Genomic DNA, 13,701 nt, shown 5'->3' with positions numbered 1-13,701 from the left:
TTACGTGAATTCGCCGGGATTGAAAGGAACGACAAGATGAAAAAAGTAAGGAATCCTGTGAAAAGTCACTTTCTCCTGATTTCAACCGCACTCCTACTCGTGACAGGCTGCAGTAGTGCTGCTGCTCCTCCACAATCGGAGGCGCCTACTCAATCCGATGCCCCTGCTTCGACTGAAAAAAACGAACCGGGACAAAAGTCGGAGCCGAGCAATTCCACTGAAACGGCACCGAAGCCTACAGAAGGTCAAGCGCCGGTGAAGACACCACCGAAATCAACTACGGAACCGCAAAAGCCAGCTGCTTCCAATAAACCGGTAGAGCAGAAGCCATCCGGCAAGCCTTCTGATTCGGTGCAGATTCCAGACCTCGATCTCGAGGTAGTAGCGGAGCCGCAGAGTATAACCGTTCTCGTCAACAAACAGCGGCAACTGCCGGATAATTATCAGCCGACGGATCTCGTTTTCCCGAATGTGCCCTATCTGCTCCCCGCCAAGAGTGAAAAGCGCCAAATGCGAAAGGAAGCAGCGGAAGCGCTGGAAAAGCTGTTTGCGGCTGCCAAAACCGATGGAGTAGCCCTCGCCGGTGTATCTGCCTATCGTCCACATGCCTATCAGAAGGCATTATTTAACCGTTATGTGCAGCAGGACGGGCTGGAGAAGGCGCGTACATACAGTGCAGTCCCAGGAACGAGTGAGCATGAGACCGGACTTGCGATCGACGTGTCAGGCGCGGACGGAAAATGCGCAGCAACCAGTTGCTTTGCTGGAACGAAGGAAGCGAAATGGCTTGCAGACCATGCGCATGAATACGGCTTTATTATCCGTTACCCAGAGGGCAAGGACGCCATCACGGGGTATATGTACGAGCCGTGGCATTTGCGTTATGTTGGAAATGAAGTGGCACAAGCGATTGAAGAGAAGCAAACGACCATGGAAGAGTACTTTGGGGTCGCACCGGTTTCGTCAGAACAGTAGTGGATGATATGAACAAGAGAAAGCCCGTTCCTTTGGAGAGGACGGCTTTCTCTTTTTGGTTTGAGCCGATTGTAAGCGCACACAAAAAAGCGGGCTTTCTTTTGGACGGCGTACCATAGGGAAAGTAGACGGAACACTGATAAACTAATAAGGGAAAGTTAAGAAAGGTAATAATTATTCGACAAAAGAAAGGGAGGCCGCCACGATGAAAAAGGTAGGGATGATTACGATCGGACAAGCGCCAAGAATGGACATTGGGCCCATCATTGAAACCTATTTGGATGGTAGAGCTGAGCTGGTTCAAGCTGGAGTGCTCGATGGAATGGCGCAGAAAGACATACAAGACAAACTGTCTCCAGGACCAGGCGAATATGTTTTGACATCGCGATTGCTGGATGGAAGTTCAGTCATTATGTCGCGCGAGAGCATTCAGCCTATTTTACAAGAGAAGATCAGGGACATGGAGAGTCGTGGGATTTCCACTACGCTTCTGCTATGCACAGGTGTCTTCCCTGGGCTTCATACAGAGCGGACCGTTCTTGTGGAGCCTGATCAAATGCTTCCTCCCGTCATAGCAGGAATAACGAAAGGGCGCAGGCTGGGTGTTTTGGTGCCGCTTGCAGAGCAAGTAGAAAGTCTTCGTGAAAAGTATACGCCACACGGGCTAAATCCTACGTTTGCTGTGGCTTCCCCGTTCAAGCTGGACGCAGGCACATACCGGAAGGCGGTAGCCCCACTGCAGGATCACGTCGATATCCTCCTTCTGGATTGCATGGGATACACAGAAGAAGCGCGTCAGCTGGTAAGTGATCTGACGGGTCTGCCAGTCATCCTGTCGTCTGCCCTCATGGCGAAAATTTTATCTGAAATGATTTAACGAGCAGCGAGCACTCTGATACGGGGTGCTTTTTGTTTGTCCTCTCATAACCGCAAGTTATCTCCGTTCATGTAAAACCGCTATTTCACATTGCCGCAAAAGCATCTTACATTGGTACATAACAACCTCTTGAACAGCCTTCCATCACATTCGCTTTTTAAATGACTGTGATAAATTTTCGGAATATCTGTTTCTATCAAAATTTTACTACAATGAATAGGTGAAACGAGAGAGAAGAGTCGGGGGAACAGGAATGATTTTACGTAATGTACTGATGATTACCTTTGGATTCCAGATCATGATTTTTGCCACGAGACCGATCATGACGTTGTATGCGTCCCATTTGGGGGCAGATACGTTTCTTATCGGGATATTGGCTGCGACTTTTGCTTTTTTTCCGTTGCTGTTTGCCATCCATGCGGGGAAAATTGCGGATTACTTTGGGGACCGCACTCCGCTTTTCCTGTCCAATATCGGCTGTGCGATTGGGCTGACACTTCCTTTTCTGTTTCCGACATTGCCTTCACTATTTGTCTCCCAGGCCATTGTAGGGATATCCCATGTTTTCATCAACGTCTGTATGCAAAATGTCTTAGGGAAAGCAGCGACAAAAGAAAATCGCGACCACTACTTCAGCATTTTTAGCACAGTCGTGGCACTCGCGAGCTTTATTGGTCCAGTCGTCGGTGGATACTTGTCGGAGCATGTATCGTATGCGTCCGTATTTATCGTGGCGGTGATCATCAGCGTAGTGCCGATTGGTTTTTCCTTGCTGATACCAAAAGTGGTGGGGCAGAAGAAGCAGATGGCTGCAGAGGAATCAGGCAGCTCCTTTACTTTATTGCGGATTCCTCTGCTGCGCAAAGCACTTGCGACCAGTGCGCTCGTCCTGTATTCTCGTGATATTTATGTGGCGTACTTCCCTTTGTATGCGAGTCATTTGGGGATCTCAGACTCGAATATCGGGTGGATTGTTGCCATACAAGGACTCGCGATGGTTCCAGTCCGATTCTTTTTAGCCAAGCTTGCGGAAAAGGCAGGCAGGGAAAAGGTACTGCTGTTTTCCATCTTAACGGCGGGGATCTCGTTCATTTTCATTCCGTTTGTCAGCAATGAGTGGTGGCTGCTGGTGTTGAGCGCCATCATGGGGGTAGGATTGGGATGTGGGCAACCTTTATCCTTGACCACGACATACAACGCTTCGCCGAAAACGCGCACAGGTGAAGTGTTGGGGCTGCGGCTTGCTTCCAATCGACTCTCGCAGCTCATTGCACCACTGTTTTTTGGCGTCATTGGAAGCTGGGGTGGACTTGTTGCGGTCTTTTATATCAGCGGGGCCTTCTTGCTCGGTGGCGCCTTCCTGACAAAAGAAAAGCAATCGGCAGCCGAGCAAGGCTCGTCAGTTAGCAGGTAATCGGATTGTGAACGTGTAAACGCCAAACAAAGGCTTTACAGTAGTAGGGCCCTATTTATTATCTGCGCATCGTTTTTCTCATTTCATCGCGAACTTGCACGGCAACGGACGTGACGATACCAGATCTTGTGCTATAATGACTACGGGTGAAGATAATGAGCGAAAAATCAATCAGAGAACGAATTATTGAAACGTCCATGCGCTTGTTCGAAGCAAATGGCTATCATCGGGTGACGGTGGACCAAATCGTCAAAGAAAGCGGCACGTCCAAAGGTGGTTTTTATCACAACTTTAAATCGAAGGATGAGCTTCTCTACATCATCCATGATCAGTTTATTTCTTACGTACTGGAAAAGGCGGAGGAAGCTTACGAGCAGTGGGAAACACCGACAGAGCGGCTGCAGGCGATCGTGAAGTCCTTCGTCATGATGATCGATCTGTATCGATCACAAGTGACCATCTTCTATCAGGAAAGCTTGTTCTTGGCCCCCGAATATTTCAGAGACATCGAGATCAAGCGGGATCGTTACAAAAAAATCATGTTCACGGTGGTACAAGACGGTATCGACTCTGGGGAATTTCGTCCCGAGCTGCCTGTTCCCATCGTATCGATGGCTATTTTCGGGATGGTGAACTGGATTTATAAATGGTACCAAAAGTCGGGTACTTACTCGATTGAGCAAATTGCCGATATTTATGCAGATATGGTCCTGCACTCCGTACTGAAACAGGATGCGATGGCAAACCCTGATTTTAATCGATTCTTTTTGACATCGGCGGAGATGCCGTTTAAGCCTTTTTAGGAACAGCTATAGGAGAAAAAAGCGACTGTGTCAAAAATCGCGCTGCGAGAAGATAGCGGGATGGGGCTTTGGTCGCTCCAAACCCTCTCTCGTTGTACGAAGCATTGCAACGAGATGAAAAATAGTTCCGTCAGACCAACCAGTTGGTCTGTACTATTATTCAGAAACTTGTTATACTGGAACAAAGACCAACTGGTCGGTCTTGCTCAGAGCCATCAAACCAACTGGTCGGTTTGAGGTTCGCGAGCCGACTCGTTGACGGAGAAACAGGAGGAATGGTTGTGCTGACGATCTATGAAGTGAGAGAACTCGTGAAATTATTGGAGCAAACGGATGTAGAATCCATCGAGATCAAAGAAGAGGATGCACGCTTGTCCATTAAAAGACGCTCGAATGGAGTGGTTGTGCAGACACAGCCCGCGACGAAGGTAGTGCTCGCACCTGTCAAAGCTGCTGCGCCACCCCAAGCTGAAGCTGCAAAGCCGGTTATCGAAACGGTACGTCCGACAGCAGAGGTTCAAAAGGCTCCAGCGTTCGCAGAGGATCGCACAGAAAACTTGCATAAAGTGACTTCGCCGATGGTAGGTACTTTTTATGCCGCCCCAGCAGTTGATGCGGCCCCTTATGTATCAGTTGGCAGTCAGGTGGAGAAATCTACTATCGTATGTATTGTAGAAGCGATGAAGCTCTTCAATGAAATCGAAGCAGAGGTCAATGGGGAAATTGTGCAGGTCCTGGTGGAAAACGGACAGCTGGTTGATCTCGGGCAGCCCCTGTTCCTCGTCAAGACGGCAAAATAAACGGTGAGGCTTTCACCGATCGGGGAGGTCAAAATACGTGAATAAAGAGACGTTGTTTAAAGAATTTTCCGTCCCGACGTACGAGCAATGGCGGGAGGCGGCTGAAAAGACGCTGAAAGGCGCTTCTTTTGACGCCAAGCTATTGACCAAAACCTACGAGGGAATTACTCTTCAGCCGATCTATCGACAGGAAGATGTCGAAAAACTCAAGCATATTCACGCCCAACCGGGTGTTGCGCCATACCTGCGAGGTACGAAGGCGGCAGGAGCCTTTGCAGCGCGTGCATGGGAAGTGTCGCAAGAGATCCTGGCCGCTACCGCAGAAGAGTTCAATCAGATTGCCCGTCACGATCTTGCACGCGGTCAGACGATGCTGAATCTGGCATTGGATGAAGCTACGAAGGCTGGACTTGATCCAGAAGATAGCGTGCATAGTAAAGTCGGAAAGCAAGGGCTTTCCCTTTTTAGTCGCGAGGATCTGGACCAGGCATTTGCAGAAATCGATCTGGAAAAGGTCCCGCTTTACGTGAACGCAGGCGCTTTTGGATTGCCACTGCTCAGCTTGCTGATGGCTCATATGGAGGCAAAAGGTCAAGATCCGAACAAGCTTCATGCCTGTGTGGGTGCGGATCCAATGGCAACGCTCGCAAGCGAAGGAATTCTATCCGTCCCCCTGACCACCCTGTATGACGGAATGGCTCACGCGACTCGCTGGGCGATCAAGCGTGCTCCTCAAGTAAAAACCATTCTCGTGCAGACGCACCCCTACCACAATGCTGGAGGAAATGCAGTCCAGGAGCTGGGATACGCATTCGCTACCGGAGTGGAGTACGTGCAAGCTTTGCTGGATAGAGGACTCTCGATTGAAGAAATAGCACCACGCATCCAGTTCGCTTTTTCCATCGGCTCGAATGTCTTTATGGAGATCGCCAAAATCAGAGCGGCTCGTATGCTCTGGGCCTCTATCATCGATTCGTACGGCGGTTCGGAAGCCGCGCAAAAAATGAACATTCACGCGCGAACCTCTGCCTGGACGAAAACCGTACTTGATCCCCATGTAAACCTTTTGCGCGCGACAACGGAAGCGTTTTCAGCAGTAGTTGGCGGTGTAGACAGTCTTCATGTGTCTGCTTACGATGAAGCTATCCGTCCTGCTACCGAGTTTTCACGGCGCATTGCCAGAAATACGCAGATCATTTTGGAGCAGGAAGCCCATTTGGCAAAGGTGGCCGATCCCGCAGGCGGCTCTTGGTATATCGAGTGGCTGACTGATGAGCTTGCTGCAAAAGCATGGGAGCTTTTCCTGCAGGTAGAAGAGCAGGGGGGCATGGAGAAAGCACTCGCAGCAGGTATACCTCAGGAGCAAATCGCAGGAGTCGCAAGCAAAAAGGCTGAGAATGCTGCTTCACGCAAATTGCGTATCGTAGGGACGAATATGTACGCAAATGCACAAGAGAGTCCGGAACAACCTGAAAAACTCCAGTGTGATCCGGCAAAAAGGATAGCGGAGCGTCAGGCTTATCTTCAAAAGCAGAACCGTTCTGCGATGGATGCGATACTCCAGGCGCTTTCCTTTGACCGGCAAGATCTGCTGGATGCATCGATAAAAGCTGTGCAGGCCGGGGCAACCTTGGGCGAACTGACGAAAGCGCTGCTTCCATCCGGTACAGGACCGATTTCGGTAAAAGCTCTGCCGCAACAGCGCATAGCTGAATCTTTTGAGCAGCTGCGCTTCCAGACAGAACAGTATGCTGCAAAGACAGGCGGCAAGCCAAAAGTCTTTCTCGCCAATATGGGACCGGTGTCGAAACATAAAGCTCGTGCCGATTTCGCTGCGGAATTTTTCACGGTAGGCGGCTTTGATGTCCTACGCCAGCAGCAGTTTACTTCTGTTGAAGAAGCAGCGGAAGCCGCAAATGCTTCTGGTGCAGCGATCACGGTCATTTGCTCGGATGATGAGAGCTATCCCGAGATCGTTCCGACAATCGTGAAAGAGATCAAAGCGGGTCAGCCGGAGATGACTGTGCTTTTAGCGGGTCTTCCCGCAGCAGAACAGCTGGCTGTCTATAAGGATGCGGGGTTGGATGATTGCATCCACGTACGTACGAATTGCTACCAAGTACTTCGCGATCTTCTGCAGCGCATAGGGGTGATGGCATGAAGAAGAGACCTGATTTTTCCAAAGTTTCGTTTCGGACAAATAAAAGTGTAGGCGCGAATTCATCGATGCCGGATACGCAGCAATCGATGGATGAGCTCCTCTGGCAGACACTTGAGCAAATCCCTGTGAAGCCACTCTACTCCAAAGAAGATCTGGAGGGCATGGAGCATCTGGGGTATATGCCAGGGTTGCCCCCGTTTTTCCGTGGTCCTTATCCGACGATGTACGTGACGCAGCCTTGGACAGTGCGTCAGTACGCAGGCTTTTCTACGGCAGAGGAGAGCAACGCGTTTTATCGCCGCAATCTCGCCGCGGGTCAAAAAGGTCTTTCCATCGCGTTTGACCTGGCGACTCACCGCGGCTATGACTCCGATCATCCGCGAGTTGTCGGGGATGTAGGAAAAGCCGGGGTAGCGGTCGATTCCATTTTAGACATGAAGATTTTGTTTGACGGCATTCCGCTGGATAAGATGTCGGTATCCATGACGATGAACGGCGCGGTATTGCCGATTATGGCGTTTTATATCGTAGCTGCAGAGGAGCAGGGGGTATCGCAAGCTCAGCTGACAGGAACGATCCAGAACGACATTTTAAAAGAGTACATGGTGCGCAATACGTACATCTATCCGCCGGAAGCATCCATGAAAATCATTTCCGACATTTTTGCTTATACCTCCAAGCACATGCCGAAATTTAATAGCATCAGTATTTCCGGTTACCATATGCAGGAAGCAGGTGCGACGGCAGATATCGAGCTGGCCTACACGCTGGCAGACGGACTGGAGTACGTCCGTACCGGCTTGAAAGCAGGGATTGACATCGATGCGTTTGCACCGCGGCTGTCTTTCTTTTGGGCGATTGGCATGAACTACTTCATGGAAATTGCCAAAATGCGAGCGGGACGTCTGATCTGGGCAAACCTCATCAAGCAGTTTAACCCGAAATCGGAAAAGTCGATGGCGCTGCGCACACACTCCCAGACTTCAGGCTGGAGCTTGACGGAGCAAGATCCGTTCAACAATGTCGTTCGTACGTGCATAGAAGCGATGGCTGCGGCTCTTGGGCATACACAGTCTTTGCACACCAATGCGCTGGATGAAGCGATCGCGCTGCCGACGGATTTCTCTGCGCGGATCGCACGCAATACCCAGCTGTTTTTACAAGACGAGACGGAAATCTGCAAAGTCGTGGACCCATGGGCAGGCTCCTACTATGTCGAAGCATTGACCGCGCAGCTGGTGGAAAAAGCTTGGGCGCATATTGAAGAGGTCGAGGCTCTTGGCGGCATGGCAAAAGCGATTGAGACCGGTCTGCCGAAAATGAAGATCGAAGAGGCAGCTGCACGTCGTCAGGCGCATATCGATTCTGGCAAAGAGGCTATTATCGGCGTGAATAAATATCGGTTGGACAAAGAAGATCCATTGGAAATTCTCGAAGTGGATAATACCGCTGTACGCGAAGCGCAGATCAAGCGCCTGCGTGAACTGCGGGAAAATCGCGATGAGCAAAGAGTGCAAGCAGCTTTGCAGGCAATTACGACGTGCGCAGAGACAGGAGAAGGCAATCTCCTGGAGCTGGCGATTGAAGCGGCTCGGGCACGTGCATCTCTCGGGGAAATCTCCGATGCGTACGAAAAAGTCGTGGGTCGTCATAAAGCAGTTATTCGTTCCATTAGCGGTGTCTACAGCTCGGAATATGCCGATGCAGAGGAAGTGGCAGCGGTACGAAAAATGGCAGATGAATTTGAGCAATGGGAGGGCCGCCGTCCACGCATCATGATCGCGAAAATGGGTCAGGATGGTCACGACCGGGGGGCGAAAGTCATTGCAACCGCTTTTGCCGATCTAGGCTTTGACGTCGATATCGGACCGCTTTTCCAGACACCCGAGGAAACAGCGAAGCAGGCTGTAGAAAACGATGTACACGTCATCGGATTCAGCTCGCTTGCTGCCGGACATAAAACGTTGCTGCCACAGCTGGCAGAAGAGCTGAAAAAGCTGGGTCGCGAAGATATTGTCGTAGTGATCGGCGGGGTTATTCCCGCACAAGACTATGCGTTTCTAAGGGAAAACGGTGCAGCTGCTATCTTTGGGCCAGGGACCGTCATTCCAGTAGCTGCCCAAAATGTTCTGCAAGAAATCGTTCGTCGCCTGGAGGCTTCGAGCCTATGAGTGAGGCTAGGAACGACAGGACTTCCTTGCAATTTTCATCGTCTGTCCGTCTCCCTCGCTTAACGGTTGAACAGTACGTACAGGGCGTGCGGGAAAACAACCGCACGATTCTTGCACAGGCTATCACACTTGCAGAGAGCAATTCTGCCCTCCATATGAACATGGCTCAGGAAGTCATCAAGCAGCTTTTGCCGCATACGGGACAATCCATTCGGATCGGAATTACGGGTGTGCCGGGAGCAGGAAAAAGCACATTTATCGAGGCCTTTGGCACGATGCTTTGCGAGAGAGGGCATCGAGTGGCAGTTCTAGCAGTAGACCCGAGCAGCACGGTTACACGTGGAAGCATTCTCGGTGACAAGACGAGGATGGAGCTGCTGTCGCGAAATCCGAATGCATTCATTCGCCCTTCTGCTACGGGGGGCACGCTCGGCGGGGTCAACCGAAAAACGCGAGAAACGATGCTGATCTGTGAAGCGGCAGGGTACGATGTAATCTTAATAGAGACAGTTGGCGTAGGGCAAAGTGAGACGACGGTTCGGTCCATGGTCGATTTCTTTTTGCTGCTCATGCTGACAGGAGCTGGAGATGAGCTGCAAGGGATCAAAAAGGGCGTCATCGAAATCGCAGATGCTCTTTTGATCAACAAAGCAGACGGAGAGAACAAAACAAGGGCGCTCGTCGCACGCGGCGAGTACAATCGGGTCTTGCATTATCTACAGCCGGCGACAACCGGTTGGGAAACAAAAGCATACATGTGCTCTGCGCTGACAGGCGAAGGGATCGAAGAAATATGGAACGTCATCGGTCAGTTTCGTGATCAGACGACTCGAACGGGAGGCTTCGATGCCCGCCGGAGGGCGCAATCCCTGGATTGGATGCACAGTATGACGCAGGATTATTTGCGCTCCACCTTTTACAGCAATCCGGAAGTAGCCAACATGCTGCCGCAGATCGAAAATGCCGTGGCCAGCGGACAGCTGTCTGCGACGAGTGCGGTGCAACAATTGGTGGCCATATTTGAAAAAACGAGACAGTGATGGAACAGAAAGAGAGGTCGGACCATGAGCAGCATGCATGAAAAAATTGACGAGCTAATGGAGCGAAAATTTAAAGTCCAACTAGGCGGCGGTGATGCCCGGATCGATGCGCAGCACAACCGCGGCAAGCTGACGGCCAGAGAGCGGATCGATCTGTTGCTCGATCCCGATACGTTCATGGAGCTGAATCCGTTCGTAGAGCATCGGGCGTCTCACTTTGGCTTGGATAAAATGGAGGCGCCTGGTGAGGGTGTCGTTACCGGTTATGGAAAAATAAACGGGCGTCCTGTCTATTTGTTTGCACAGGATTTCACGGTATTTGGCGGGGCACTCGGTGAGATGCACGCCATGAAGATCGCCAAGGTGATGGATTTGGCCGCGAAGAACGGCGCTCCGTTCATTGGCTTGAATGATTCGGGTGGTGCTCGCATTCAGGAAGGCGTCAGCTCTCTCGATGGCTATGGAACCATTTTTTACCGCAACTCGATCTATTCCGGCGTCATCCCGCAAATCTCTGTCATCCTCGGACCATGTGCAGGCGGGGCCGTTTATTCTCCCGCGATCACGGACTTCGTTTTCATGGTGGAAAAGACCAGTCAAATGTTCATCACGGGTCCAAAGGTAATTGAGACCGTGACAGGGGAGAAAATTTCCTCCGAGGATCTCGGCGGGGCAAAAGTGCACTCGACGGTGAGCGGAAACGCCCATTTTACAGCGGAATCGGAGCAAGAAGTACTGGAGCAGGTACGCCGCCTGCTGAGCTTCCTGCCGCAAAGCAACAGGGACAAAGCGCCCGTACACGATGCGGAGGAAGGGAAAAACTGGCAGGAGGAACTGCTGGAGCTCGTTCCTGCCGAAAGCACAAAAGTATACGACGTGCGCAAAGTGATCGAGCAAATCGTTGACTTTGGCGACTTCATGGAAGTGCAGCCGAACTTCGCACGCAACATCGTGATTGGCCTTGCACGCATCGATGGTCACAGCGTAGGGATCATCGCGAACCAGCCGAAAGTCATGGCGGGAGGGCTCGATATCCACTCCTCCGACAAGCTGGCTCGTTTTATCCGTTTCTGCGATTGCTTCAACATTCCGCTGCTCACTTTTGAGGATGTATCGGGCTTCTTTCCAGGGATTAACCAAGAGCATGGAGGCATTATTCGTCACGGTGCGAAGATTCTTTATGCCTACTCGGAAGCGACCGTACCTAAAATTACAGTTATCCTGCGAAAGGCGTATGGCGGTGCCTATGTGGCGCTGAACTCCAAGTCCATCGGGGCAGATGTCGTCTATGCCTGGCCGAATGCGGAGATCGCCGTGATGGGTCCTGAAGGTGCGGCCAACATCATCTTTGCCAAAGAGATCGAGCAAAGCGAAGACCCGGCTGCGACGCGGGCAGAAAAAATCGCGGAGTACCGTGAGAAATTTGCCAATCCGTACGTGGCTGCGAGTCTGGGAATGGTTGACGATGTCATCGATCCACGCGAAACGCGAATGAAAGTAGCGCAAGCGCTGGAAATGCTGCGGGATAAAAAGGAAGAGCGTCCTTATAAAAAGCATGGGAACATCCCATTGTAGAAGGGATCGATAGAGATGAAACTGCACGACATTCGCGAGTTAATCAAATTGGTGAATCAATCGTCCATCGAAGAGCTGGAGTGGGAAAAGGGCTCGACCTCCATCGTGATCAAAAAAGCAGCACCCGTTGTCGTGGCAGCAGAGATGGAGCCAGTTGTTCAGGTAGCCGAAGTCGAAACCGGCTATCAGGAAGCAGCGGTGACAGCTGAAGCTGCGGAACAAGCACCAGTGGTACAGGAAACGATCCATACGATCACTTCTACAGCGGTAGGTATTTTCAGTACTTCAGTTGCAGCAGGTCAGAAGGTCCAGTCTGGAGACGTGGTAGGGCGTTGCTCGGTAGACGCCCTGCAGCTTTCCCAGGATATTGTCTCTCCTTTCGATGGAGAAGTCGTAGAACTGCTCGCAGAGGATGGTCAGCTCATCGATTACGGAAAAGCATTGCTGACTGTCAAACAAGGCTAGGAGGAGAGCGTATATGTTTACGAAAGTCTTAGTAGCCAATCGCGGTGAGATCGCTGTCAGAATCATTCGCGCTTGCCGAGAATTGGGAATTGCCACTGTCGCTGTGTATTCGGAGGCAGATCGCGAAGCCTTGCACGTGCAGCTCGCTGACGAAGCGTACTGCATCGGACCGACTGCCTCCAAGGACAGCTACCTGAACATGCCGCGCATCATGAGCATTGCGCTTTTGACGAAAGCAGACGCGATCCACCCCGGTTACGGCTTCCTGGCAGAGAATGCGTCGTTCGCGCAGCTGTGCCAGGACTGCTCCATTACGTTTATCGGACCGGATCCAGAGTCCATTACGAAAATGGGGGACAAGTCCGAAGCGAAGGCGACGATGAGTCTGGCGAACGTACCACTCGTTCCAGGAACGGAAGGACTGATCGATGACATCGAAGAGGCGCTCTCTGTTGCAGCTACTATCGGTTATCCTGTCATCGTGAAAGCGACAGCAGGAGGAGGCGGTCGTGGCATGCGGCTCGCCTATGACGAGCAGGAGCTTAGCAAAGCGATCCACCAAGCACAGAAAGAAGCGGAGTCTGCTTTTGGCAACGCGGGTGTCTATCTCGAGAAATATGTGGAAGAGCCACGCCATGTCGAGATTCAAATCATGGGTGACAAGCATGGGAATGCCGTCTATTTGGGCGAACGTGATTGCTCAATTCAGCGTCGTCATCAAAAGCTGGTAGAGGAAGCGCCATCCCCAGCACTCGATCAAGAGCTGCGCGAGAAAATGGGGCAAGCTGCTGTGGCAGCGGCAAAAGCAGTGAACTATCACGGGGCAGGGACCGTAGAATTTTTGCTCGACAAGCATGGTCAATTCTATTTCATGGAAATGAACACGCGCATTCAGGTCGAGCATCCCGTGACGGAAATGATTACGGGGATCGACCTGATCAAGGAGCAAATTTCGGTTGCAGCAGGCAATCCGCTGTCGTTTACCCAGGAAGATGTCAAAATCAATGGGTGGGCGATCGAGTGCCGCATCAATGCGGAGAATCCTGCGAAAAATTTCATGCCCTCGCCTGGAAAAGTGGTTAACTACCTGCCACCAGGAGGCTATGGCGTACGGGTAGATAGTGCTGTTTACCCCGGCTATGAAATCTCGCCGTTTTATGATTCCATGGTGGCGAAGCTGATTGTCTGGGGAACAGACCGCAACGAGGCGATTTCCCGCATGCGTCGCGCCCTGGATGAGTTTGTGATCGAAGGTGTGCATACTACAGTGCCATTCCATGAGAAGCTGCTGGAGCACCCTGATTTTGTTGCCGGTCATTTTGCAACGAATTTTCTGGAGAAAAACAAGCTGGATCTATAAGAAGAACATAGATTTCCAAACAAGAAAAGGAGCCCCGAGATCTTGGGGCTCTTTTATGTG

The 13,701-nt window shown here is 51.3% G+C and carries 11 protein-coding genes; all 11 read left to right on the top strand.

The window, feature by feature from the left end; genetic code table 11:
- Window positions 1-36: 36 nt before the first annotated feature.
- The 11 genes from EDM59_RS06360 to accC all read left to right on the top strand — a co-directional run bounded on the left by EDM59_RS06360 (window position 37) and on the right by accC (window position 13,641).
- Window positions 37-975 (top strand): M15 family metallopeptidase, encoded by a 939-nt coding sequence (locus EDM59_RS06360; protein ID WP_122922825.1) that lies wholly within the window; start codon window positions 37-39, stop codon window positions 973-975.
- Window positions 976-1,180: 205 nt separating this feature from the next.
- Window positions 1,181-1,852 (top strand): AroM family protein, encoded by a 672-nt coding sequence (locus tag EDM59_RS06355; protein WP_122922824.1) that lies wholly within the window; start codon window positions 1,181-1,183, stop codon window positions 1,850-1,852.
- 253 nt (window positions 1,853-2,105) lie between these two features.
- Window positions 2,106-3,266, top strand: coding sequence for an MFS transporter (locus EDM59_RS06350; protein WP_122922823.1), 1,161 nt, complete (start codon window positions 2,106-2,108; stop codon window positions 3,264-3,266).
- A gap of 155 nt (window positions 3,267-3,421) precedes the next feature.
- The gene (locus tag EDM59_RS06345) at window positions 3,422-4,069 is read left to right on the top strand and encodes a TetR/AcrR family transcriptional regulator (protein ID WP_183192829.1); all 648 of its coding nucleotides are present in this window, start codon (window positions 3,422-3,424) and stop codon (window positions 4,067-4,069) included.
- Window positions 4,070-4,350: 281 nt separating this feature from the next.
- A complete protein-coding gene (accB, locus tag EDM59_RS06340; protein WP_122922821.1) occupies window positions 4,351-4,869 on the top strand; it encodes an acetyl-CoA carboxylase biotin carboxyl carrier protein in 519 nt (172 codons plus the stop codon).
- A gap of 37 nt (window positions 4,870-4,906) precedes the next feature.
- The gene (locus tag EDM59_RS06335; RefSeq protein WP_122922820.1) at window positions 4,907-7,030 is read left to right on the top strand and encodes a methylmalonyl-CoA mutase family protein; all 2,124 of its coding nucleotides are present in this window, start codon (window positions 4,907-4,909) and stop codon (window positions 7,028-7,030) included.
- Window positions 7,027-9,201 (top strand): methylmalonyl-CoA mutase, encoded by a 2,175-nt coding sequence (scpA, locus tag EDM59_RS06330; RefSeq protein WP_122922819.1) that lies wholly within the window; start codon window positions 7,027-7,029, stop codon window positions 9,199-9,201. The genes EDM59_RS06335 and scpA overlap by 4 nt, the downstream gene beginning before the upstream one ends.
- Window positions 9,198-10,241, top strand: coding sequence for a methylmalonyl Co-A mutase-associated GTPase MeaB (meaB, locus tag EDM59_RS06325; RefSeq protein ID WP_122922818.1), 1,044 nt, complete (start codon window positions 9,198-9,200; stop codon window positions 10,239-10,241). The genes scpA and meaB overlap by 4 nt, the downstream gene beginning before the upstream one ends.
- A gap of 24 nt (window positions 10,242-10,265) precedes the next feature.
- Window positions 10,266-11,816 (top strand): acyl-CoA carboxylase subunit beta, encoded by a 1,551-nt coding sequence (locus tag EDM59_RS06320; protein WP_122922817.1) that lies wholly within the window; start codon window positions 10,266-10,268, stop codon window positions 11,814-11,816.
- A 15-nt stretch (window positions 11,817-11,831) separates the two neighbouring features.
- The gene (locus EDM59_RS06315) at window positions 11,832-12,281 is read left to right on the top strand and encodes an acetyl-CoA carboxylase biotin carboxyl carrier protein (RefSeq protein WP_122922816.1); all 450 of its coding nucleotides are present in this window, start codon (window positions 11,832-11,834) and stop codon (window positions 12,279-12,281) included.
- Window positions 12,282-12,294: 13 nt separating this feature from the next.
- On the top strand, window positions 12,295-13,641 hold the full coding sequence (accC, locus tag EDM59_RS06310; protein WP_092270026.1) for an acetyl-CoA carboxylase biotin carboxylase subunit: 1,347 nt from the start codon (window positions 12,295-12,297) through the stop codon (window positions 13,639-13,641).
- Window positions 13,642-13,701: the final 60 nt, after the last annotated feature.

The sequence above is a fragment of the Brevibacillus nitrificans genome, assembly GCF_003710965.1.
Classification (GTDB): Bacteria; Bacillota; Bacilli; order Brevibacillales; family Brevibacillaceae; genus Brevibacillus; species Brevibacillus centrosporus.
Note: the sequence above shows the minus strand (reverse complement) of the source record. Positions and strands in the feature narration are given on the sequence as shown.

What these genes read in the sequence shown, in the direction of transcription:
- EDM59_RS06315 (WP_122922816.1), top strand. Translation starts at nt 11,832, where the DNA reads ATGAAACTGCACGACATTCGCGAGTTAATCAAATTGGTGAATCAATCG.
- EDM59_RS06360 (WP_122922825.1), top strand. Translation starts at nt 37, where the DNA reads ATGAAAAAAGTAAGGAATCCTGTGAAAAGTCACTTTCTCCTGATTTCA.
- EDM59_RS06345 (WP_183192829.1), top strand. Translation starts at nt 3,422, where the DNA reads ATGAGCGAAAAATCAATCAGAGAACGAATTATTGAAACGTCCATGCGC.
- EDM59_RS06355 (WP_122922824.1), top strand. Translation starts at nt 1,181, where the DNA reads ATGAAAAAGGTAGGGATGATTACGATCGGACAAGCGCCAAGAATGGAC.
- scpA (WP_122922819.1), top strand. Translation starts at nt 7,027, where the DNA reads ATGAAGAAGAGACCTGATTTTTCCAAAGTTTCGTTTCGGACAAATAAA.
- accC (WP_092270026.1), top strand. Translation starts at nt 12,295, where the DNA reads ATGTTTACGAAAGTCTTAGTAGCCAATCGCGGTGAGATCGCTGTCAGA.
- EDM59_RS06320 (WP_122922817.1), top strand. Translation starts at nt 10,266, where the DNA reads ATGAGCAGCATGCATGAAAAAATTGACGAGCTAATGGAGCGAAAATTT.
- EDM59_RS06350 (WP_122922823.1), top strand. Translation starts at nt 2,106, where the DNA reads ATGATTTTACGTAATGTACTGATGATTACCTTTGGATTCCAGATCATG.
- meaB (WP_122922818.1), top strand. Translation starts at nt 9,198, where the DNA reads ATGAGTGAGGCTAGGAACGACAGGACTTCCTTGCAATTTTCATCGTCT.